General features: G+C 70.8%; 19 protein-coding genes, 1 tRNA gene and 3 pseudogenes. 8 read left to right on the top strand and 15 right to left on the bottom strand.

Translation table 11 applies throughout. The annotated features are described in order from the left end of the window. The first annotated feature begins 45 nt into the window (after positions 1–45). Complete coding sequence (locus tag OG905_RS22010) at positions 46–1692, top strand: DoxX family membrane protein (protein WP_328676297.1); 1647 nt, start codon at positions 46–48, stop codon at positions 1690–1692. Between the two features lie 64 nt (positions 1693–1756). On the opposite strand, the gene OG905_RS22015 is transcribed toward OG905_RS22010, so the two are convergent. The 3 genes from OG905_RS22015 to OG905_RS22025 form a co-directional block, all read right to left on the bottom strand. Beyond that, a complete protein-coding gene (locus tag OG905_RS22015; RefSeq protein ID WP_328676298.1) occupies positions 1757–2479 on the bottom strand; it encodes a nucleotidyltransferase family protein in 723 nt (240 codons plus the stop codon). Positions 2480–2535: 56 nt separating this feature from the next. Further along, positions 2536–2958 (bottom strand): hypothetical protein, encoded by a 423-nt coding sequence (locus tag OG905_RS22020; protein WP_328676300.1) that lies wholly within the window; start codon positions 2956–2958, stop codon positions 2536–2538. A 245-nt stretch (positions 2959–3203) separates the two neighbouring features. Next, the gene (locus OG905_RS22025) at positions 3204–4340 is read right to left on the bottom strand and encodes an ABC transporter ATP-binding protein (RefSeq protein ID WP_328682512.1); all 1137 of its coding nucleotides are present in this window, start codon (positions 4338–4340) and stop codon (positions 3204–3206) included. 179 nt (positions 4341–4519) lie between these two features. On the opposite strand from OG905_RS22025, the gene OG905_RS22030 reads away from it, so the two are divergent. After that, positions 4520–4593 (top strand) — tRNA-Thr (locus OG905_RS22030). Positions 4594–5067: 474 nt separating this feature from the next. Here OG905_RS22030 and OG905_RS22035 read toward each other — a convergent pair. Then, on the bottom strand, positions 5068–6465 hold the full coding sequence (locus OG905_RS22035) for an NAD(P)/FAD-dependent oxidoreductase (protein ID WP_328676302.1): 1398 nt from the start codon (positions 6463–6465) through the stop codon (positions 5068–5070). Between the two features lie 201 nt (positions 6466–6666). Here OG905_RS22035 and OG905_RS22040 point away from each other — a divergent pair, with 201 nt between their 5' ends. Further along, positions 6667–7137, top strand: a complete 471-nt coding sequence (locus tag OG905_RS22040; protein ID WP_328676304.1) for a GNAT family N-acetyltransferase — start codon at positions 6667–6669, stop codon at positions 7135–7137. Positions 7138–7172: 35 nt separating this feature from the next. Here OG905_RS22040 and OG905_RS22045 read toward each other — a convergent pair whose 3' ends face one another. From OG905_RS22045 to OG905_RS39185, 4 genes and pseudogenes are all read right to left on the bottom strand, one after another. After that, positions 7173–7670, bottom strand: coding sequence for a hypothetical protein (locus tag OG905_RS22045; protein ID WP_328676306.1), 498 nt, complete (start codon positions 7668–7670; stop codon positions 7173–7175). A gap of 57 nt (positions 7671–7727) precedes the next feature. Next, positions 7728–9269 carry a M4 family metallopeptidase gene (locus OG905_RS22050; protein ID WP_328682513.1) on the bottom strand — a complete coding sequence of 514 codons (1542 nt, stop codon included), beginning with the start codon at positions 9267–9269 and terminating at the stop codon, positions 7728–7730. Between the two features lie 355 nt (positions 9270–9624). After that, positions 9625–10247 (bottom strand): annotated as a pseudogene (locus OG905_RS22055) (response regulator). Next, a pseudogene (locus OG905_RS39185) lies at positions 10244–10372 on the bottom strand (sensor histidine kinase); the annotation flags it as partial. The pseudogenes OG905_RS22055 and OG905_RS39185, both read right to left, overlap by 4 nt. Between OG905_RS39185 and OG905_RS22060 the strand changes: the two are divergent. Together OG905_RS22060 and OG905_RS22065 are read left to right on the top strand one after the other, a co-directional pair. Then, positions 10349–10471, top strand: a pseudogene (locus tag OG905_RS22060) (GlcG/HbpS family heme-binding protein); the annotation flags it as partial. The pseudogenes OG905_RS39185 and OG905_RS22060 overlap by 24 nt on opposite strands. 60 nt (positions 10472–10531) lie before the next feature. Further along, positions 10532–11917, top strand: coding sequence for a M1 family metallopeptidase (locus OG905_RS22065; protein WP_328682515.1), 1386 nt, complete (start codon positions 10532–10534; stop codon positions 11915–11917). Between the two features lie 57 nt (positions 11918–11974). Here the strand turns inward: OG905_RS22065 and OG905_RS22070 are convergent, their stop codons facing one another. Next, on the bottom strand, positions 11975–12550 hold the full coding sequence (locus OG905_RS22070) for a TerD family protein (protein WP_324971389.1): 576 nt from the start codon (positions 12548–12550) through the stop codon (positions 11975–11977). A gap of 193 nt (positions 12551–12743) precedes the next feature. Between OG905_RS22070 and arfB the strand changes: the two genes are divergently transcribed. Further along, positions 12744–13169, top strand: coding sequence for an alternative ribosome rescue aminoacyl-tRNA hydrolase ArfB (gene arfB / locus OG905_RS22075; protein ID WP_328676312.1), 426 nt, complete (start codon positions 12744–12746; stop codon positions 13167–13169). A 27-nt stretch (positions 13170–13196) separates the two neighbouring features. Here arfB and OG905_RS22080 read toward each other — a convergent pair whose 3' ends face one another. Beyond that, positions 13197–13751, bottom strand: coding sequence for a flavin reductase family protein (locus OG905_RS22080; RefSeq protein ID WP_328676314.1), 555 nt, complete (start codon positions 13749–13751; stop codon positions 13197–13199). 305 nt (positions 13752–14056) lie between these two features. Here OG905_RS22080 and cdgB point away from each other — a divergent pair, with 305 nt between their 5' ends. Next, positions 14057–15697 (top strand): diguanylate cyclase CdgB, encoded by a 1641-nt coding sequence (gene cdgB, locus OG905_RS22085; RefSeq protein ID WP_328676316.1) that lies wholly within the window; start codon positions 14057–14059, stop codon positions 15695–15697. Positions 15698–15785: 88 nt separating this feature from the next. Further along, positions 15786–16739, top strand: coding sequence for a CBM35 domain-containing protein (locus tag OG905_RS22090; protein ID WP_328676318.1), 954 nt, complete (start codon positions 15786–15788; stop codon positions 16737–16739). Here the strand turns inward: OG905_RS22090 and OG905_RS22095 are convergent, their stop codons facing one another. From OG905_RS22095 to OG905_RS22115, 5 genes are all read right to left on the bottom strand, one after another. Continuing rightward, positions 16740–17594 (bottom strand): class II fructose-bisphosphate aldolase, encoded by an 855-nt coding sequence (locus OG905_RS22095; RefSeq protein ID WP_328676320.1) that lies wholly within the window; start codon positions 17592–17594, stop codon positions 16740–16742. Positions 17595–17648: 54 nt separating this feature from the next. After that, positions 17649–18575, bottom strand: coding sequence for a 1-phosphofructokinase family hexose kinase (locus tag OG905_RS22100; protein ID WP_328676321.1), 927 nt, complete (start codon positions 18573–18575; stop codon positions 17649–17651). Positions 18576–18690: 115 nt separating this feature from the next. Further along, on the bottom strand, positions 18691–19836 hold the full coding sequence (nagA, locus tag OG905_RS22105; RefSeq protein WP_328676323.1) for an N-acetylglucosamine-6-phosphate deacetylase: 1146 nt from the start codon (positions 19834–19836) through the stop codon (positions 18691–18693). Next, positions 19836–20771: an ROK family protein gene (locus tag OG905_RS22110; RefSeq protein ID WP_328676325.1), complete on the bottom strand. Its 936-nt coding sequence runs from the start codon at positions 20769–20771 to the stop codon at positions 19836–19838. Before OG905_RS22110 ends, nagA begins: the two co-directional genes overlap by 1 nt. 467 nt (positions 20772–21238) lie before the next feature. Further along, on the bottom strand, positions 21239–22132 hold the full coding sequence (locus OG905_RS22115) for an SIS domain-containing protein (RefSeq protein ID WP_328676327.1): 894 nt from the start codon (positions 22130–22132) through the stop codon (positions 21239–21241). Positions 22133–22336: the final 204 nt, after the last annotated feature.

Genomic DNA, 22336 nt, shown 5'->3' on the forward strand with positions numbered 1-22336 from the left:
TAGGGCCCTTCGGGGCAGTGTCCTAAAGACAAGTCACTCGGTTAGATGAGTGTGGACACCAGAACGCCCCGGCCCGGGTTCGATGATCAGCCTGCGCTGAGCATGGTCAAGGTGGACTGCGATCCCGCGCAGGTCATCGTGAACCACGCCAGCTTCCGGGTGCGGCTCGCCCAGAGCCCGCGCCCCGCACGTGCCCTGGCGGACACCGCACGGATCCCCGGCGCCGCGGTGCGGCGGCGGGCGCCCGTCGTGTGGAGCGGCAGGTCGGCGCCGGGGGACGTCGGCGCGACCGGTCTGCTCCAGGCCGTGCGCAACTCCACCGCGGAGCGCGACGCCTACGGCACCGACGCATTCGACACGGGCGGGTTCGACTCCGGCGGCTTCGACGGCGGTGCGTACGACACCGGCGCGACGCAGGTCATCCCGCGGATCGACCTCGCGGCCGGCCGTGCCACCGAGACCGCGCACACGCCGCTCGTGGGCGGACCCGGGTCCGGCGGTTCCGGCAGGCCGTTGCTGCCCCCGATGCGGAAGGCCGTCGGCGCGTACGACTCGTACCACCCCTACGGCCAGGAGCCGTACGAGGACGAGGAGTTCGAGACCGGCAGGGGCGGCGAGAGCTCCGTACAACGGCACGGCGCAGACGCCGTCCGGCACGCCTACTACCCCGGGCGGCGCATGAACCTCGGCGTGGTGCTGCTGCCCATGCGGGTGTTCCTCGGCTTCATCTCCATCTACGCCGGAATGGGCAAGCTCTGCGACCCCGTCTATTTCGACGGCGGCGAACGCGGCTCGATGGTGAAGTGGCTCCACTCCCTGAACCCGTGGGGACTCGCCGAACCGCTGCGCGACTTCGCACTGTCCCACCCCGTCGGGGCGGGCCTCACCGTCGCCTTCCTCCAGGTCGTCGTCGGCGTCCTCACCGTGCTCGGACTCTGGCAGCGGGTCGCGGCGGTCATCGGCGCGATGCTGTCGGCGGCGCTGATCCTCACAGTGAGCTGGAAGACCGTTCCGGCGTACGACGCGCCCGACATCATCTACCTCGCCGCCTGGTCCCCGCTGATCATCGCGGGCGCCCCGGTGTACTCCGTCGACGGACGGCTCGCCGGCGAGGCCTGGCGCAAGCTCGGGCCGCGCTCCGAACTGTGGGAACTGCGCCGGCGCGTACTGCGACGCGGCACCGTCGTCGCCTCCGTCGTGGTCGGCCTCACCCTGCTGATCGGCTCCGTGCTCGGCGGGGCCGTGCGCTCCTCCGACATGGTGACCGTGCCCGGGCCCAACCAGGACCCGACCAACCACCTTCCCGGATCCCCGCTGCCGCAGGAGCCCAGCGGCGAGCGCAGCTCGTCAGGCACCCGCGGGGACGACGGCACGCCGTCACCGTCCGAGAGCAGCACCCCCGAGGCCGAGAAGGCGACCCCCTCCGAGGTGGCGGTCCGCGAGACCGGCACGATCGGCGATCAGCCGAGCCAGACGCAGGGCACGGGACAACAGCCGCCCGGACAGTCCGAGCCCGTGGAGCCGCCGTCCAGCAGCTCCGGTCCCTCGTCCAGCGGCGGCACCGGCAGCGGCGGAGACTCCGGCGGCGGGGACGGTTCCGGTGGGGGCAGCGGCAGCGGCGGCAGCTCCGGCGGTTCGAGCAGCTCGGGCGGCTCGGGCGGCGGCCGGGTGATCGGCGGACTGCTCGGCTGAGTCCGCGTACGACGAAAGGGGCGGCCACCGTGACCACGGTGGCCGCCCCTTCGGCGTGGATCCCTCAACGCGCCTGCGCGGCAAGCTCCTTGGCGGCCTCGGTCAGGTCCTTGGCGGTGTCGATCGCCCGCCAGTACGCGCCCTGAGGCAGCGGGAAACCCGCCAGACGGCGATCACGCGCGAGACGGGGGAAGGTGGTGCGCTCATGGTCGCCCTTGTCGGGCAGCAGCGCTGTGAAGGCCGCGGAGAAGACGTACACGCCCGCGTTGATGAGATACGGCGAGGGCGGGGACTCGACGAAGTCCGTGATGTGGCCGAAGGTGTCCGTCTCGACCGCTCCCCAGGGGATCCGGGGGCGGGCGAGAGCGAGCGTGGCGATCGCGTCCCGCTCGCCGTGGAAGGCGGCCATCTCGCGCAGCGAGAAGCGGGTCCAGATGTCGCCGTTGGTGGCGTACCAGGGCTGGTCCGGATGCGGGAGACGGGCGGCGGCGTACTTGAGGCCGCCGCCCCGGCCCAGCGGCTCCGTCTCGACGACCGTGGTCACCCGCAGCGGCAGATCGGCGCTCTCCAGCCACTCCTGGAGAACCTCGGCGAGATGACCGCAGGAGACGACGGCGTCGGTGACGCCCTCGGCGGCGAGCCAGGCAAGCTGATGGCCGATGATCGGGGTCCCGGTCCCGGGGATCTCGACCATCGGCTTGGGGCGGTCATCGGTGTACGGGCGCAGCCGCGAGCCCTGGCCGCCCGCCAGGACCACGGCCTGCGTCGGATACGTAGGCGTATGCATGCCGTGAACGATATGCGGCGAGGGACGAGGAGGTGTCACACCCCTCGCCCCCGCGGTCACCTCCCCTGGGTCTGCTGGGAGACGCCGCTCGCGAAGGAGGTGTCGCACACGGGGCGGGAGAAGGTCTGCGCGCGCGTGGGGCCGTACTTCTCGACGGCGGCGCGGCCGAGGGCGCGGGCGAGCGACATGCAGTGCCGGGCGAGCGAGGGGCTCTCCTCGACCGTGCGCTGCAGGTGGGTGAGTGCGGAGCTCGCGCCTTTCTCCTGAAGCTCCGTGAGGAGGCGGTCGCGCAGAATGTCCTGCGGAGCGCGCGGCTGGGCGCGTACGGAGACGTTCTCCGAGGACGCGGTGAGCATCTGCGACTCGGTGTTGTGCCCTGCCCACGGGACGCTGGTGACCGCGAGGGTTCCGGAAAGCACCAGGACGACGGGCAGAACGAGGGCGAGAGTGCGGCCGATTCGGCGGGCTGTGTGGGTCACGCGAGCGAGCGTAGCGGTCAGTAATGATTTGGCGACATTTAGTCACTCGGGCGGGGGATGGTTCGAAGCTGCTTTTCGAATCCGGCGTTGACGCACGGGCTCGAAAAGGTCCTGGAATAGCCGATGTGTCCGAGTGTGCCGGGGTGTGCCGGGGTATTTGTCGACATACGAAAAAACGGCCCCGCACCGAAATGCGGGGCCGTTCTGCCGAGTTGCGAGTTGGGTTCTGCCGAGCCGGCAGGGGATCAGTCGCTGAGACGCTCACCCGTCGAGGTCGAGAACACGTGGATCTCACCCGGACGCGGCACGACATGCAGCTCGGCACCCTTGTCCGGCACGGAACGCCCGCCGACACGCACGACCAGGTCCTTGTGCTCGCCGCCGACCTGGGCGGAGCCGTAGACGTAGCCGTCGGCGCCGAGCTCCTCGACGACGTTCACGGACACGGCGAGACCGGCCGGGGCGTCCTCGGTGTCCTTGGAAAGGGACTTGGCCGCCGAGCCGCCCAGCTCGACCACGTCGAAGTGCTCGGGACGGACGCCGACCGTGACCGTGGTGTCGCCCTTGTCCGCGGCCGCGGACAGCGCCTCACGGGAGATCGGGACGACGCTGTTGCCGAACTTCACACCGCCGTCGGTGATCGGGACCTCGACGAGGTTCATGGCCGGGGAGCCGATGAAGCCGGCGACGAAGAGGTTGGCCGGGCGGTCGTACATGCTGCGCGGCGAGTCGACCTGCTGCAGCAGACCGTCCTTGAGGACCGCGACACGGTCACCCATGGTCATGGCCTCGACCTGGTCGTGCGTGACGTACACCGTGGTGATGCCCAGACGGCGCTGCAGGCTGGCGATCTGCGTACGCGTCGAGACGCGCAGCTTGGCGTCGAGGTTCGACAGCGGCTCGTCCATGAGGAAGACCTGCGGCTCACGCACGATGGCCCGCCCCATGGCGACACGCTGCCGCTGACCACCGGAGAGCGCCTTGGGCTTGCGGTCGAGGTAATCGGAGAGGTCGAGGATCTTCGCGGCCTCTTCGACCTTCTTGCGGATGTCGCTCTTGTTGACGCCGGCGATCTTGAGGGCGAAGCCCATGTTGTCGGCGACGGACATGTGCGGGTAGAGCGCGTAGTTCTGGAACACCATGGCGATGTCCCGGTCCTTGGGCGGCAGGTGGGTGACGTCGCGGTCACCGATGCGGATGGATCCGGCGTTGACGTCCTCGAGACCGGCGAGCATGCGCAGGGAGGTCGACTTCCCGCAGCCGGAGGGACCGACGAGGACGAGGAACTCGCCGTCCTGCGTCTCGATCTCGAGCTGATCGACGGCGGGCTTCTCGGTGCCCGGGTAGATCCGGGTCGCCTTGTCGAACGTGACTGTGGCCATGGTGATGTTCTCCTTCACCGGCAGGAACGTGCCGGACGATCCGAGTAAGGGAGTGGTGTAGTCCACCTGCGGTGAACCTTCCGTGACGCTACCTGGCGTTGTCCGATCTGTCAGTAGCGGGACGGTGAGGAAATTTTCGACCGGGAGCGGTAACCGGTCCGGTTAGACTGCTCGAACGCGCCTCCTTAGCTCAGCTGGCCAGAGCAACGCACTTGTAATGCGTAGGTCGTCGGTTCGAATCCGACAGGGGGCTCTCCTGTGGCACACCAGCCCGGACCCATCAGGTCCGGGCCACTCGTCCTTCCCGCTCCAGCGGCACCGGGGCAAGGGCCCCGAAGAGTGATCCCCGTATGGTTCGGGCTGTTATGTCCAAGTTCGCCGGTCTTGCTCGCTCATAGTGCGGGCATGAGACGCACACGCATGACGACGCGGCTCTGCGTCGCGACGCTCATCGCCGCGAGCACCCAGTTCACGGTCTCCGCCTCCGCCATGGACGGGCACGGCGAGAGCCGCCCGTGTGTCAGCCCTCCGCCGCCCAGGGGCGGCCCGGCCCGTGAGGTGCTGCGGATCGCCGAGCGGGCGAGAGCACCCCGGACGGCAACACCGCCGAGACGATCACGAACGGGATCGCCGCGGCGCTCGCGCCCGGCCACCCGGTGCCGTTCAGCGAGGTACCCCTCGCACGGTCCAGTCGCCCTGAAAGCCGGGGCAAGGCTCAGGGGACCTCTTAGTGGCGGCCCGAGATTTGGTCCGCCAGCCGGGCTATGCGGTCCGTCTGTGCCGAGTGGGCCGTTGATTCGCGGCGGTCCGCGGTGCGGTAGGCCGCGTACATCGTCTGGACCCCCAGCCAGCGCAGGGGTTCCGGTTCCCATTTGCGGACCTTGTGGTTGACCCAGGGGAGCGTGGTGAGATCGGTGCCGCCCGACTGGCCCGAGTCCTGTTGGATCAGGTCGCGCAGGGTGCGGGCCGCGAGGTTGGTGGTGGCCACGCCCGAGCCGACGTAGCCGCCTGCCCAGCCGAGACCGGTGGAGCGGTCCAGGGTGACGCTGGCGCACCAGTCGCGGGGGACGCCGAGGACGCCGGACCAGGCGTGGTCGATGCGGATGCCCGCGGTGGTGGGGAAGAAGCGGACCAGGATGTCGCGGAGGGCTTCGACGGTGGCGGGCTGGGTGCGGCCGTCGTTGTCGGTGCGGGAGCCGTAGCGGTAGGGGACGCCGCGGCCGCCGAGGGCGATGCGGTTGTCGGCGGTGCGCTGGGCGTACATGTAGGCGTGGGCCATGTCGCCGAGGGTTTCGCGGCCGTCCCAGCCGATGGTGTCCCAGACGGACTGGGGGAGGGGCTCGGTGGCGATCATGGAGGAGTTCATGGGGAGCCAGGAGCGCTTGTGGCCCTTGAGGTTCGCGGTGAAGCCTTCGGTGCAGCGCAGGATGTAGGGGGCGCGGACCGTGCCGTAGGGGGTCACCGCGTGCTTGGGCCTGATTTCGGTGACGGGCGTCGATTCGTGGATCGTGACGCCCAGGGCCTCGACGGCCGCCGCCAGGCCCTTGATCAGCTTGACGGGGTGCAGGCGGGCGCCGTGCGGGGTCCATGTGGAGGCGACGGCGCCGGTGACGCGGATGCGGTCGGCTGTTTCGCGGGCGCCGAGCAGGACCCGGTCCTTCTCACCGAAGGCGATCTCGACGGCGTGGAAGTTCTTGAGGCGGGTCAACTGGGCGGGGCTGTGGGCGACTTCGAGTACCCCGCCCTTGTGGATGTCGGCGTCGATGTTCTCTTCGGCCGCGACGCGGATGACTTCGTCGACGGTGTCGTTCATGGCCTGCTGGAGGCGGACGGCGGCGTCGTGGCCGTGGAGTCTGGCGTACCGGTCGCGGCCGGCGATGCCGTTGTAGAGCCAGCCGCCGTTGCGGCCTGAGGCGCCGTAGCCGCAGAACTTGCCTTCGAGGACGGTGATGTTCAGGAAGGGGACGGCTTTTTTGAGGTAGTAGGCCGTCCACAGGCCGGTGTATCCGCCGCCGACGATGCAGACGTCCGCGGTGGCGTCGCCGGGGAGGGGCTCCCGCGCGACGGGGGTGCCTTCCTGTGCGTACCAGAACGATATGCCGCCGTTGACGGTGCTCGTGCTCATGATGCCCCTGCTGCTCAGCCTGAGTGCGTGTGGCGGGAGGGTACTCGCCCACCCTTTCATCGTCGTACGCAGGACTGGTCGCCGCACGGGCGGGGCTGCCGCTCGCGCGCTGGGAGCAGGTGCTGCGAGCAGGTGCCGGGAGCAGCTGTCCATTGCCCGGAACTGCTGGCACGGTAAGGGGCGGGCGGGCAGGCTGGTTTCATGATTCGTATCGCCACACCTGCCGACGTCCCGGAGATTCACCGCATGGTCCGCGAACTCGCCGAGTACGAGAAGGCCTTGGACGAGGCCCGCGCGCGCGAGGAGCAGCTGGCCGAGGCGCTGTTCGGGGAGCGGCCCGCCGCTTTCGCGCACATCGCGGAGACCGACGAGGGGGAGGTGGCGGGCTTCGCGCTGTGGTTCCTCAACTTCTCGACGTGGACCGGCGTGAGCGGTGTCTATCTGGAGGATCTGTACGTGCGTCCGGCGCTGCGCGGTGCTGGACACGGCAAGGCGCTGCTGACGGAGCTGGCGCGGATCTGTGTGGAGCGCGGGTATCAGCGCCTGGAGTGGGCCGTACTGAACTGGAACACCCCGTCGATCAACTTCTACCGCTCGCTGGGCGCGAAGCCGCAGGACGAGTGGACGGTGTACCGGCTGACCGACGAGGCGCTGGCCTCGTTGGGCTCGTAGACGATCGGGAGTGGGGCAGGGGGCGGGCGGCGCTGTCAGACGCGGGGGAAACGGGCCTGGAGGTCCCACACCACGGGGTTGTCGGCGAGGCCCTCGTGCATGTCGGACAGGTCCGCGATGAGGTCGTGCAGAAAGTCGCGGGCTTCGCGGCGCAGCTCGCCGTGGTTGAAGGTGAGCGGCGGCTCGTCGCCGGGCATCCAGTCGGCCTCCACGTCGACCCAGCCGAAGCGCCGCTCGAAGAGCATGCGGTCGGCCGACTCGGTGAAGTCGAGCTCGGCGTGCTGCGGTGTGGCGGCGCGGCTGCCGAGGGGGTCGCGGTCGAGCTGCTCGACGATGTCGCACAGGGCCCAGGCGAAGTCGAGGACCGGCACCCATCCCCAGGCTGTGGAGACCTCGCGGTCCTCCTTGGTGTCGGCGACGTAGACGTCGCCGCAGAAGAGGTCGTGCCGCAGGGCCTGGACGTCCGCGCGGCGGTAGTCCGTCTGCGGGGGGTCGGGGAAGCGGCGGGAGAGGGAGTAGCCGATGTCGAGCACGGGTCGATGGTGTCACGGGCCGCGCGGGGTCACTGCCGCGCGGCCCGTGACCAGTGACTACTTCACGTTGATCGCGGTCCAGGCGGCCGCGACCGCCGTGTACTCCGCGCTGCCCGCGCCGTACAGGTCGCTCGTCGCCTGCAGGGTCGCGGTGCGCGCGCCCGCGTAGTTGGTCGAGGAGGTCATGTACGTGGAGAGCGCCTTGTACCAGATCTTGTACGCCTTGACCCGGCCGATCCCGGTGACGGTGGAGCCGTCGTAGGTCGGGGAGTCGTAGCTGACGCCGTTGATCGTCTTGGCGCCGCTGCCCTCGGAGAGCAGGTAGAAGAAGTGGTTCGCCGGGCCGGAGGAGTTGTGCACGTCGAGCCGGCCGACGGTCCGTGACCAGTAGTCGGCGGAGTTGCCGTCGCGGCTCGGCTTGTCCATGTAGCGCAGCGGGGTGCCGTTGCCGCGGATGTCGATCTTCTCGCCGATGAGGTAGTCGCCGGCGTCCGTGGCGTTGGCCGCGTAGAACTCGACCGAGGTTCCGAAGATGTCGGAGGTGGCCTCGTTCAGGCCGCCGGACTCCTTGCTGTAGCGCAGGCCCGCGGTGGAGGCGGTCAGGCCGTGGCTCATCTCGTGGCCGGCCACGTCGAGCGAGGTGAGCGGCTTGAGATTGGCGGCGCCGTCGCCGTACGTCATGCAGAAGCACTGGTCGGACCAGAAGGCGTTGACGTAGGCATTGCCGTAGTGGACGCGGGAGTAGGCGGCGACGCCGTCGCCCCTGATGCCGTTGCGGGACAGCTCGTTCTTGTAGAAGTCCCAGGTCACCGCGGCGCCGTAGTGGGCGTCGACGGCCGCGGTCTGGCGGTTGGCCGCGGTTGTGTCGCCCCAGGTGTCGTCGGGGTCGCTGAAGAGGGTGCCGGTGCCGTTGGTGGCGCCGTTCAGGTCGTATGTCTTGTGGCCGCCGCGGCTGGTGTCGGTCAGCGTGTACGAGGGCGCGGTGCCGAGGGTGACGGTGCCGCTGTACTGGCTGTTTCCGGTGCCGGTCTCGATGGCCTCGTACGCGTACAGCTCCTTGCCGGTGGCAGCGTCGGTGAGGACGTGCCGCTCGCTCGGGGTGCCGTCCTGCTGGACGCCGGTGACGACGGTCTCCCAGGCGAGGGTGGGCCTGCCGGTGGCGGCCCAGATCACCTTGCGGGCGGAAGAGGCGGTCTCGGACTTCGCGTCGGAGGCGGCGAGGGCTGACTTCTTGGCGCTCGCGACGGATATGACGGGGGCCGTACTGGCCACGGCTATCTTGGCGTTGGTGGCCTTGGTGGCGGAACGGGCGCCGGACTTCTTCTCGTGGACGACGAGGTCACCGCCGACGACGGGGAGACCGTCGTAGGTGCGCTCGTAGCGTGTGTGCACGGTGCCGTCGGTGTCCTTGACGACGTCGCGGACGACGAGTTTCTCCTTGCCCCCGAGGCCGATGGCTCTGGCGGTGGTGGCCGCCTCGGCCTGGGCGTCCTTGAGCGCGGCGGTGCGCTGTGCGGCGGACAGCACGAGAGCGGTCGCGCCCTCTTCGCGGTCGGCCTGGGCGCTGGCCGAGCCGCTGGTGAGAGCGACGGCGACCATGGCGGCCGAGGCGATCAGTGCGGCGGCACGTGCGGTTCGCGCACGCGTGCGGGAGGGGGCGGTGTGGTGCGAGGACTGCAGGCGGGTCACGCGGGCTCCTTCGCCGGGTGGTGGGGGGTGGCGGCAGAGAGAGTGCCAGCGAAAGTGCCTTGTTGACAGGTCTGCAACAAACATTTGACCGCGAGTTGTCCGCAAGACGTACAAGTGTGTCCGCTATGCGGCGTGTTGATGCGGAGGGTGGCTTACGTGGAGGTGGGGGGCGAGCCGTGTGCGGGTCGCCGCTCCGGAAGCCGTGGCGGCGCTTCGGGCACGGCGCGAGTACGGCAGCGGCGGCCACGCCTCGCGCCCGGCGCGGCTACGGCAACAGCCGTTGTTCCTTCGCCACCGAGACCGCGCCCGCCCTCGTGTCCACGCCCAACTTCGCGTAGATCCGCCCCAGATGCGTCTTCACCGTCGCCTCACTGATGAACAGCGCCCGCGCGATCTCCCGGTTGCCAAGACCCCGTGCCAGCTGGCCGAGGATGTCCCGCTCGCGTTCCGTCAGGGACGGGCGGCCCGTGCCGCGCATGTGGTGCAGTACGCGGCTCGCGACCGGGGCCGAGAGCGCCGTTCGGCCCTGCGCCGCCGCGCGGATCGCCGCGAACAGCTCCTCGGGGCGTTCCGCCTTCAGCAGATAGCCCGTCGCGCCCGCCTCGATCGCGCGCGTGATGTCCGCGTCCGTGTCGTACGTCGTCAGCACCAGCACATGCACCTGGGGCGTCGCGATGCGCCGGGTCGTCTCGACTCCGTCGATGCCGGGCCCAGTTGGAGGTCCATCAGCACCACGTCCGGGCTGAGTTTCGCCGCCGTCGCGACCGCTTCCTCGCCGCTGCCCGCCTCGCCGACGACCTCGATGTCCGGCTCGCTGCCGAGGAGGGCGAGGAGCCCGGCGCGTACGACGGCGTGGTCGTCGCAGAGCAGGATCCGTACCGGGGTCATGCGCGCTCCAGGGGAATCGCGGCGGACAGGACCGTGCCCTCGCTCGGCGTCGACTCGACGGTCAGCGTGCCGCCAAGCTGCTGTACGCGGGCGCGCATCGCGGGCAGCCCGTGGCCGCGGTCGTGGCCCCGGTCACCGGCACGGGCATCGGCGTGGCGGGCGCGCCCAGTGGCGCCCTGGACGAGCAGTACGCCGCGGTGGGTGTCGCGGCGCTCAACAAGTAGGCCGCATTTGCTGATCCGCGCCCCGCGCAGGATCACCCGCTTAGGATCAACTGCGTGGATATGCGAACTCTCGTACGCACCCTGACGCCCGCCGTCGCGCTGCTCCTGATCACGGGCTGCACCGACAGCGGCGCGGGTGTGCACGGCAAGCCGGGCTCCGCGGGTGTGCGCGATCCGCTCTTCCGCGGGCTCGGCAACGGCGGGTACGACGTCCAGCACTACGCCCTGACTCTCGCCTACGACCCGGACACGAGCCACCTCAAGGGCACCGCCGAGATCACCGCCCGCGCCACCCAGGACCTGAGCGCCTTCAACCTCGACCTCCACGGGCTGAAGGTCGACGGCGCCACGGTCGACGGCAAGGAGGCGGCGGCCAACCGGGCGGGCGACGAGCTGACGCTGCGCCCGCACCGCGACATCGACAAGGGCAAGACGTTCCGTACGGTCGTCCGCTACTCCGGCGAACCGGAGACGATCGTCGACAACGACGAGGACAAGTCCGAGGAAGGCTGGCTGCAGACCGAGGGCGGCGCGCTCGCGGTCGGCGAGCCCAGCGGCTCGATGGCCTGGTTCCCGAGCAACAACCACCCGAGCGACAAGGCCACGTACGACATCACTGTCACCGTGCCCAAGGGGCTGCGGGCGATCTCCAACGGTGAGCTGATGAACATGGACACGACGGGCGGGCGCACCACCTACGCCTGGAAGTCCAGGCAACCGATGGCCAGTTACCTCGCCACGCTCGCCATCGGCGACTACAAGACGACGCCGTCCCGCACCTCCAGCGGCGTGCCGGTCCTCACCGCCGTCGACCCGGCCGTGGGGCAGAAATACGCACAGCTGATCGCGCAGGTCCCCGAGATTGTGGAGTGGGGGGAGCTGAACTTCGGCCCGTACCCCTTCTCGTCCGCCGGCGTCATCGTCGTGCCCAAGGACGACCTCGGCTATGCCCTGGAGACCCAGACCAAGCCCGTGATCCCGGTGAACGAGCTCCCGGACTCGCTCGTGCACGAGATTGCCCACCAGTGGTTCGGCAATTCCGTGACGCCCACGTCCTGGAAGGACATGTGGCTCAACGAAGGCTTCGCCGTCTACGCGGAGTGGATCTGGCAGGAGGACTTCGACGGCACCCCGGCCAAGGAGAGCTTCGCCGCCGCCTTCGCCGACGACAGGAACTGGGCCTTCCCGCCGGCCGATCCGCCGTCCGCGGCGAAGGTCTCGGACGAACCGGTGTACAACCGCGGCGCGATGGTCCTGCACAAGATCCGTCAGGCGGTCGGCGAGGACGCGTTCTTCAAGATCGTGAAGGGCTGGGCGGCGGAGCACCGCCACTCCAACGCCTCCACCGACGACTTCACCGCCTACGTCGAGAAGAAGTCCGGCAAGGACCTCACCGAACTCTGGGACACCTGGTTGTACGGCAAGGACAAACCCGCGAGTCCATGAGCGCGAGGAGCCCCGGGCCGCGCGGCCCGGGGCTCCTCGCGCTCAGCGCCGCGTACGTCAGAGGTTGACGCCGAAGTCGCGGGCGATGCCCTCCAGGCCCGAGGCGTACCCCTGGCCGACCGCGCGGAACTTCCACTCCGCGCCATTGCGGTAGAGCTCGCCGAAGACCATCGCGGTCTCGGTGGCGGCGTCCTCGCTCAGGTCGTAGCGCGCGATCTCGGCGCCGCCGGCCTGGTTGACGATGCGGATGTAGGCGTTGCGCACCTGGCCGAAGTTCTGGCTGCGGTTGACGGCGTCGTAGATGGAGACCGGGAAGACGATCTTGTCGACGTCGGCCGGCAGACCCGCCAGGTTGACGTTGATCTGCTCGTCGTCGCCGCCGCCCTCGCCGGTGCGGTTGTCGCCGGTGTGGACGATGGTCTGGTCGGGCGTCGCCTTGTTGTTGAAGAAGACGAAGTGGGCGTCGGACGCGACCTTGCCGCCGGGGTTCACACCGATCGCGGAGGCATCGAGGTCGAAGTCGGTGCCGGTGGTCGTACGGACGTCCCAGCCGAGGCCGACCGTGACGGCGGTCAGGCCCGGTGCCTCCTTGGTGAGCGAGACGTTGCCGCCCTTGGACAGGCTTACTGCCATTGGGAAGTCCCCTTCGTGTCGACTGTGCGGGCTTCGAGCCCTCCCGAAGCTACCGTCACCCGTCATAACGCAGGCAGGGGACTGCCAGGTTCCATCCGTCCTGGCTTCCTTTGCCGCCTCGTGAGGACACCGGGGAGCGCGGACGCCCGAAAAGCGGGTGACGCGGACGGCGCGGGCACGCGACCATGGACGCATGTCCGGTCCCTACATCATCCGTGGTTCGGTCTCCCTGCCGGAGGCCGAGCTCATGTGGCGTTTCTCGCGGTCGTCGGGACCGGGTGGCCAGCACGTCAACACCAGCGACTCGCAGGTGGAGCTCCGCTTCGACCTCGCGAGGACCGAGGCGCTGCCGCAGGTCTGGAAGGACCGCGCGCTGGAGCGCCTGGCCGGCCGCATGGTGGGCGGTGTGATCGCGGTCCGCGCGTCGGAACACCGCTCGCAGTGGCGCAACCGCGAGACCGCGGCGGTGCGGCTGGCCTCCCTGCTGGCCGAGGCGACGGCGCCGCCGCCGCGGCCGCGCCGGGCGACGAGGATTCCGCGGGGCATCAACGAGCGCCGGCTGCGGGAGAAGAAGCAGCGGGCGGAGACGAAGCGCGGCCGCAGCGGCCGCGACTGGTAGTACCCCGCCCTGGTTGGCGGCGGGACCTCAGTCCAACTGGCGGTAGCGGCCCCGGAAGTACGTCAGCGGACCGCCGTCCGCGCTCGGCAGGCCCACCGACAGCACACGCGCGATCACCAGCGTGTGGTCCCCGGCCACCACCCTCTGTTCCGTACGGCACTCGAGCGTCGCCAGCGCGCCCCTCACCAGCAGCGCCCCGCTCACCTCGCCCCTCGTGTACGGAATGTCCTCGAACAGGAGCCGGTCGCTGACCCGGCCCTTCATCGCGAAGCGTCCCGCGATGTGCCGCTGGCTCTCCGAGAGCACCGAGACGGCCCACAGCGGCTGTTCGGCGAGCAGGTCGTCCATGCGGGAGTCGTTGCGCAGGCTCACCAGGACCAGCGGCGGGTCCAGTGACACCGACATGAAGGCGGTCGCCGTCATGCCGACGTCCTCGCCGCGCGGGCCGTCGTCCGGATCGTGCGCGGTCACCAGCACCACACCCGCGGCCAGCCGGGACATGGCGGCGCGGAACTCCTCGTTGCTCACCCCCTCAGCATGGGGGATGGCAACAGGAGCGGTGGCGGGGGTCGTCTGCAACACACGAGGAACGCTAGTCTCGGCCGACCCGTGCCCGCATCGGGCCGGGGGACCAGCCGGGTCCTAGGACCGACGGCCAGCCCTGGGACCGGCGGCCCACCGATATTTGCGTTCAGGAAAGCGAGGGTCATTGCAGCTCGCGCAGGCAACGCATCATCATTCACTGTGACTTGAGTCACAGAGTGCAGTAATTGTTGACCCTGTGTACCGAGTGGGCAGCTCGCTGTGATTCAGTGACCGTGATACCGCAACAAGAACGTCGATGAGAACCCTGGAGTTTGCTGTCGAGGTCTCGGGGAGAGCGAACAATGGAGACCGAGTCGGAGCCCTACGTCCGTCTTGCGACCCTGCGGCAGCTGCACCAGGTGGTCGCGGACCTCAACACGGCCCGGAGCTTGGCCGACACACTGCAGACCGTCGCTGACGGAATCGTCGCGGGACTCGGCTACGAGCTGGCCTGCGTCAATCTCGTACGCCCCGACGGAGATCTCGTCGTCGCCGCATTCGCCGGCAGCGCCGCCGCAGAAGCCCTGATCACGGGCCGCGTCGGCTCCCGCCCGTCCTGGGAACGCCGTCTGTCGATGGGCGAGGCCTGGGGCGAGCTGCGCTTCATCCCGCACACCGAGGGCTGGGTGCTCATAGAGGACGACGTCCCGCAGTGGCACACCGAGGGCCCCGACCCGCGCTTCGAGGACGAGTGGCACCCGCAGGACCGTCTCTACGCCCCCATGTACGCATCGGGCGGCGGCCGCGAGCTTCTCGGCGTCATCTCCGTCGACCGGCCGCGCAACGGACGGCGGCCGGGACCCTGGGGCCAGGAAGCGCTCCAGATGTACGCGTCCCAGGCGGCGATTGCGATCAGCAACGCCCGCCTGCGAGCAAACATGCAGCGCGCCCTGGTCCGCCTGGAGCGTGAGCAGCAGGCCCTGCGCGCGAGTGAGGAGTCGTTCCGGCAGGCGTTCGAGTACGCGCCGAGCGGTATGGCCATCGCCGAGATGGGCGGCGACCAGCACGGCCGGCTGCTGCGCACCAATGACGCCCTGTGCCGGCTGCTCGCCAGACCCGCCTCCGCGATGCGCCGCTACTCCTTCGCCGATCTCGTGCATCCCGAGGACGTCGGCACGCTGCTGCGTACGTCCGCCGAGGGCGGGCGTGCCGAGCTGCGGCTGGGCCGCCGGGACGGGACGTATGTCTGGGTGTCGCTGCGCAACTCCGTCGTCGCGGACACCGCGGACGGCCCCCGTTTCCTGCTCACCCATGTCGAGGACATCGAGGACCGCAAGCGGCACGAGCTCCAGCTCGCGCACCGGGCCAGTCATGACGCGCTCACCGGCCTGCCCAACAGCGCCGAGCTGCGCGCCCGGCTCAGCGCCCGGCTGTGCGAGCGGCCGCAGACCGCGCGGGAGAGCGCCATCGAGGCCCTGGACGCCGCGTACGGGGCGGACAGCGAGGGCATCTTCGGCCGCGACGGCTTCGACTTCGAGACCACCGGCGTGCCCTATGACCACCACGTGCACACGATCGCGCCCGACAGCGAGGTCGACGACGGCACGAAAGGGCTCGCGGTCCTCTTCTGCGATCTGGACGGCTTCAAGTCGATCAACGACCGCTTCGGGCACCAGACGGGCGACGCCGTGCTCGTCGAGGTCGCGCGCCGGCTCACCACCGGCGTGCGCGACAACGACACGGTCGCCCGGCTCGGCGGTGACGAGTTCGTCGTGCTCGCCGACGGCCTGGGCGCGGCGGACGCCGCTGACCTGGCCGTACGCCTGCGGAACGCGATCATCCTGCCGATCAGGGTCGGCGGGCGGGGCGTGCGGGTCGGGGCGAGCTTCGGGATCGGCTGGGCGAGCTGCGGAATGTCCGTCGAGGAGGTCCTGCAGAGTGCCGACCAGCGGATGTACGTCGAGAAGCGGTCCCGGGCGAAAGTGCACCGGCGGGCCGGCTGAGGTCAACGACACCCTATGGAATACCCCGAACCGGGTAGGCTCGCCCGCGTCGGCGATGTGCTGACGACATGGTGAGGAGTGAATGGGGATGACGGCCGCGAACAACGGCGCGAGCACGCCCGAGGACGACGATCCGTTCGGCTACCTGTACGAGGACGGACGGGCAGCGGGCGCGACACCGCCCGGCCAGAGCCGCGGCTACGGCTATCCGGGTCCGGCCGCACAGCCCGGCGTCCCCAGAACCTCGTACAACCAGGTCCGGACGGTCGGCGAGCGCCAGTACGGCCAGCAGGTGCCGCAGCAGCAGGCGTACGCCCAGCAGGGCCAGCCGACCGCGCAGTACGCGGCACCCGAGACCTACCCCGGCGGCGCCCCCACCCGCCCGGTCCCGCCCGAGGGCGGCGGCCACGGCGGCGGCCGCAGTGGCGGACCCAACACCAAGGGCCTGCTGATCGGCGCGATCGCGGTGGTCGCGGTGGTCGTGATCGGCATCGCGGCGGCACTGATCACCAGCGGCGGCGAGGACGACAAGGCGGGCGGCCAGTCCGGCGGCGACGGCGGCACGAGCGCGGGCCAGTCGGTCAAGCCGAGCGACGATCCCTCGACGTCCCAGGATCCGCAGGAGCCCCTGCCGAAGCAGGACGCGGCGACGCTGCAGCTGGGTGCGCCGGCCGCGCTGGCGAAGGACATCAAGGGCGCCGAGGGTGCGGGCGGCGCGTTTGTGACCGGCTTCAACGCGGTCGGCGCCTCGGTCACCTGGAAGGCCAAGATCGCGGAGGCGGGCGAGTACCGGCTGTACGTGCGCTACGCCATCCCCGCGCAGGACGCCAACGCCACGCTGACGGTCAACGGCAAGGCGAACTCCAACCCGCTGGGCCTGAAGAACTTCATCCACTCCACGGACCCGGCCTGGGAGAAGAACTGGCAGACCACCTGGGCGCCGGTCAACCTGAACAAGGGCGAGAACGAGCTCAAGATCTCCTGCGAGGCGGGCAATCAGTGCAACGTCATCCTCGACTGGCTCGAGGTCAAGGAAGGCTGATCAGCCACTGACGACCGTCAGGAACCCCGCCACCGTCCCGGCCATCGCAGCGCGAGCCGGGGCGAGGTATTTCCGGGGGTCCACCGTCGACGGGTCGGTCGTTTCCAGGAAGGCCCGGACCGCGCCCGTGAAGGCGGTGTTCAGGGCCGTGCCGACGTTGATCTTGACCATGCCTGAGGCGACCGCGCGGCGGATCTCCTCGTCCGGGACGCCCGAGGAGCCGTGCAGCACCAGAGGGACCGGGATCGCGTCGCGCAGGCGGGCGATGAGGGTGTGGTCCAGGGCGGCCGTGCGCTGCGTCATCGCGTGGGAGGAGCCGACCGCGACGGCCAGGGCGTCCACGCCCGTCGCGGCGACGTAGGCCGCCGCCTCCGCCGGGTCGGTGCGGACGCCCGGTGCGTGGGCGTCGAGCGGGGTCTCGCCCTCCTTGCCGCCGACCTTGCCCAGTTCGGCCTCGATCCAGATGCCGCGCTCGTGGCCCCAGCGCACCGCGTCCGCCGTGGCCCGGACGTTCTCCTCGTACGGCAGCTTCGAGGCGTCGAACATCACAGAGCTGAAGCCCTCGTCGTCCGCCGACCGCAGCAGGTCCACGGACACGACATGGTCGAGGTGGAGGGCGAGCTGCGCGGTCGACGCGTGGGCCACGGCGGCCGCCGCGGCGGCGATCGCGGAGAGCTGTCCGCCGTGGAACCTCACGGCGTTCTCGGAGATCTGCAGGATCGCGGGCGCGCCCGCCTGCTCGGCGCCGGTGGCGATCGCCTCGGCGTGCTCCAGGGTGATGACGTTGAAGGCGGCGATGCCGCGGCCGTCGGCCGCTGCGGCCGAGACGAGTTCACCGGTGCTGACGAGTGGCATGGTGCACCCCAATTCCCGGGCGGCTGGGCCCGATTGTGCGCTGTGTGTGGGCTTTCACGCCGCGGCCGCGAGCTCGGTCACCGCGATGAGTGGCAGCAGCTCCTCGTAGGCCGCGGCGTCGAACTCGCCCGCCGCCGGGGCCAGTACGGTCGCCGCCGACAGCGCCACCGCGCGGGCGAGCAGGTCCGGCCACGGGAGTTGTTCCACGAGGCCGGAGAGCAGCCCGGCCACGGCCGAGTCGCCCGCGCCCGTCGGGTTGCCCTTCACCGGCTCCGGCGGGGTCGCCTGCCAGACGCCGTCCGCGGTGGCCGCGAGGAGGCCGTCGGGGCCGAGCGAGGCGACGACGGTGTGCGCGCCCCGCCGGCGGGCGTCGCGGGTGGCGCGCAGCGGTTCGCGGGAGCCGGTGAGCCGGGCGAGCTCGTCGGCGTTGGGCTTGACCAGGTCGGGGCGGGCGGCGATGCCGCGGCGCAGCGGTTCGCCGCTGGTGTCCAGGAGTACGGGGACCCCGGCGCCGCGGGCCCTGCGGATCAGCTCGGCGTACGCGCCCACATGGATGCCGGGCGGCAGGCTGCCGCACAGGGCGACGGCGTCGGCGCCGGGCAGCAGGGAGTCGTACGAGGTGAGGAACGTCGCCCATTCCTCGGCGGTGACGATGGGGCCCGGCTCGTTCAGCTGGGTCGTGTCGCCGCTCGCGTCGTCGACGACGGCGATCGTGCGGCGGGTGGTCCCGGCGATGGGGACGAGCGCGTCGCGCGGTGCGAGCGGGCCCAGCAGATCGCGCAGTACGGCTCCGGTGGGCCCGCCCGCGAAACCGGTGACCACGCTCTCGTGCCCCAGCGCGGACAGGACGCGGGCGACGTTGAGGCCCTTGCCGCCCGGGCGTTCGCGGACCTCGCTGACGCGGTGGCTCGCGTGCGGGGTCAGCGCGGGGACCCGGTAGGTGATGTCGAGGGCGGTGTTGAGCGTGACCGTCAGGATCACCAGTACACACCCCACAGAACGCGCTTGCCGTGCTCGTACGGGCCCTGATCATGCCAAACGGAAGGCGGTTGGCCCAGACCCCCCGGCCATCCGCCTTGAGTGACTTGCATGGAAATCACCCCACTTGCGGCTCAATCACCCATTCGCCCTTGCGCATCACGCCTTTCAGCGTGAACTCGGCGTCGAGGACGACCAGGTCGGCGTCCTTGCCCGGCTCCAGCGAGCCGACCGTGCCGTACACGCCGAGCAGCCTGGCGGGATTGGCCGAAATGGCCTGGACGACGTCCTGAACCGGCAGCTGGTCGATGGTGACCGCGCGCCTGAACGCCGTGTCCAGCGTGAGCGTCGAGCCCGCGATGGACCCGCCCTCCACCAGCCGGGCAACACCTTCCTTGACCTCGACCTCGAGCGGACCGAGCTGGTAACGGCCGTCGCCGAAGCCCGCCGCGTCCATGGCGTCGGTGATGAAGGCGACGCGGGCCGCGCCCGCGCGGTGGAAGGCGAGTTCGAGGGCGGCGGGGTGCAGATGCGTGCCGTCGTTGATCAGCTCGACCGTGATCCGCTCGTCCTCCAGGAGCGCGGCGATCGGTCCCGGCGCGCGGTGACCGAGGCCGGGCATCGCGTTGAACAGGTGCGTCGCCACGGTCGCGCCCGCGTCGATCGCCTCGACGGTCTGCTCGTACGTCGCGTCCGTGTGGCCGATCGCGGCGATCACGCCGTGCTCGGCGAGGAGACGTACGGAGTCGATGCCGCCGGGGAGTTCGGTGGCGAGAGTGACCATCTTCGCCGTACCGCGGGCCGCGTCGATCAGCTTGCGCACCTCCGCCGGGTCGGGATCGCGCAGCAGCTCCTCGCTGTGCGCGCCCTTGCGGCAGGGGGAGATGAACGGGCCCTCGAAGTGGATGCCCGCGAGGTCGCCCTGCTCGACCAGCTCGGACAGGAAGCCCGCTCGGTGGGCGAGGAAGTCCATCTCGCCGGTGACGGTGGAGGCGACGAGGGTGGTCGTGCCGTGCTCGCGATGGGTCCGTACGCCCCTCAGAACGTCCTCGGCGCTGCCGGAGGTGAAGGAGGCGCCGCCGCCGCCGTGGTTGTGGATGTCGACGAAGCCGGGCACGACCCAGTGACCGGTGATGTCGAGGGCAGGCGCGTCGGCGCCCGCGGCGCCGGTGATCCTCGCGCCCTCGACGATCACCCGTCCGTTCTCGACGATCCCGGTCGGCAGCACCACCCGGGCGCCCGTGAGAACCATGCGGTCGGCCATTAGGCGGTTACCTCCGAGTCGGTGGCGAGCAGATCCCAGGCGAGCAGCCCCGCGCCGAGGCATCCGGCGGTGTCCCCGAGGGCTGCCGGGACGATGGCGGGCAGCTTCTGGAACGTGACGCGCTCCTCGACCGCGGCCCGCAGCGGTGTGAACAAGGTTTCCCCCGCCTCGGCGAGACCGCCACCGATGATCAGCGTGCGGGGGTCCAGCAGGGTGAGCGCGGTGACGAGCCCGGCGGCGAGCGCGTCGACGGCGTCGAGCCAGACCTCCCGGGCGCGGGCGTCGCCGGACTCGACGGCCTTCGCACAGTCGGCGGCGTCGGCGTCCGGGTCGCCGCTTGCCCTCGCCCACGCGCGGGTCACCGCGGCGGCGGAGGCCAGCGTCTCCAGGCAGCCGCGCTGTCCGCAGCCGCAGGCGGGGCCGTCGGGGCGGACGACGATGTGCCCGATCTCGCCGGCGTATCCGTGGGCCCCGGCCTCGATCTGACCCGCGATGCCGATGGCTCCGGCGATCCCGGTGCCCAGCGGCACGAACAGGAACCGGTCGGCGCCCTTGCCCGCGCCGATCCGCCCCTCGGCGAGGCCGCCGGTACGGACGTCGTGCCCGAGGGCGACGGGGGCGCCGAGGCGTTCACGCAGGAGGTCGCGCAGGGGTACGTCGCGCCACCCGAGGTTGGCGGCGTACACGGCGATCCCGTTCTCGGCGTCGACGATGCCGGGGACGGCGACGCCGGCGGCGAGGGCGCTCTGGCCGAGGTGCTCCTGGCCGTACGCGCGTAGCTCGCCGGCGAAGCCGAGGATGGACTCGACGACGGCGTCGGGCCCGCGCTCACGCGCGGTGGCGCGACGGGCCTCGTACAGCAGGGTGCCGTCGGGGGCGACGAGGGCGGCCTTCATGCCGGTGCCGCCCACATCGAGGGCGATGACGTGTCTCACGTGGACAGTCTGGCGGGTGGACGGCGGAAAGGTCTAGTCCACTACGCCGGATTGTTGCGCGCCCATACAAACGGCGGAACGTTTTGTCCCCCACCCCGCCCTCCCCGAACCTGGGGGCTGCGCCCCCAGACCCCTTGGGGGAAGGTCAGTGGGGGCTGACGCCCCCACGCCCCGGAGCTCCGGCGGCTCCGCCGCGGAGCGAGACGCGGGGGTAGCGCCCCGCATGGGTCTCGCGGGCGAACCCCCGCGCGCCGCGACACACCTCCCCGTGGGGAGGGGCGGTGCAGGGTCGTCCCCGCAGGCGATTGGCGGCCAACACCGGGTGCCCTTACGAACCCCTCATTGCCGCCGACGCCGAGGAGTCGAGCCCGGAGGCGACCCGGAACCCGCACCCCACGGCACCGGGCACCCCGGACCGCCCAGACCCGCGCCCCACGGCACCGGCGCGCCCCGAACCCCAAACCCCGTCAGCCCAGAATCACGCTCCGCGTCAAATTCCTCGGCCTGTCCGGGTCGAAGCCCCTCGACTCCGCCAGCGTCACCGCCAGCCGCTGCGCGCGGATCAGGTCGGCCAGGGGGTCCGTCTCCTGGCGGGCCACCAGCGTGCCGCCCACGCGGGACACGTCGACCGACAGGCCCTCCGGGAGTGGGCCGAAGACCCAGGTCACGCGGCCGGGGCCGGTGATGGAGATCGGGCCGTGGCGGTATTCCATCGCGGGGTACGACTCCGTCCACGCGCCCGCCGCCTCGCGCATCTTCAGGCCCGCCTCCAGCGCCAGCCCGTACGTCCAGCCGCGGCCCAGGAACGTCCACTGCTCCGCGCCCACCACCGCCTCCGGCAGCGGCTCCGTGATCGCCAGCTCCGCGTCGACCGCCGCCTCGGTGACCGACTTCACGCCGGGGACGTCACCCAGACCCGCCCGCAGGAAGGCGAGCGCCGTTGTGGCGAAACGGGTCTGGACGACCGACTCCTCGTCCGCCCAGTCCAGCACCGCCACCTCGTCCGCCGCGTCCATGACCGGGGTCTTGGGATCCGCGGTCAGGGCCAGCGTGGGGACCTTGCCGCGCAGGGCGGTCAGCAGGTCCAGGACCTCGGTCGTCGTGCCCGAGCGGGTGATCGCGACGACGCGGTCGTAGGTCCGCCCCGCCGGGAACTCCGAGGAGGCGAACGCGTCGGTCTCGCCCTGCCCCGCCGCCTCCCGCAGCGCCGCGTACGCGATCGCCATGAACCAGGACGTACCGCACCCGGTGACGGCGACCCGCTCGCCCGGCTGTGGCAGTCCCGGGAAGGCGGCCGCGGCCTTCGCCGCTCGTCGCCAGCATGCGGGCTGGGTGGCAATCTCTGCTGCGGTACGGGACATGCGACTGGGCTCCTCGCGACGTACGCGTAAGTCGGGACCGGCATCGACCAACTTCGTGCCAAGGGACGTGCTTAGCAGCCCGCGGCGTACCCGGGCAATGCCCGCACCCCTTGGGACAGACGTTGCGGAAGCGATACCGATTGGAGTAGACCTCATCCTCCGGATAGTGGAAAATCGCAGCCCATCTCGACAGGACGTCACGGG

Source organism: Streptomyces sp. NBC_00322, assembly GCF_036147535.1.
Lineage (GTDB): Bacteria > Actinomycetota > Actinomycetes > Streptomycetales > Streptomycetaceae > Streptomyces.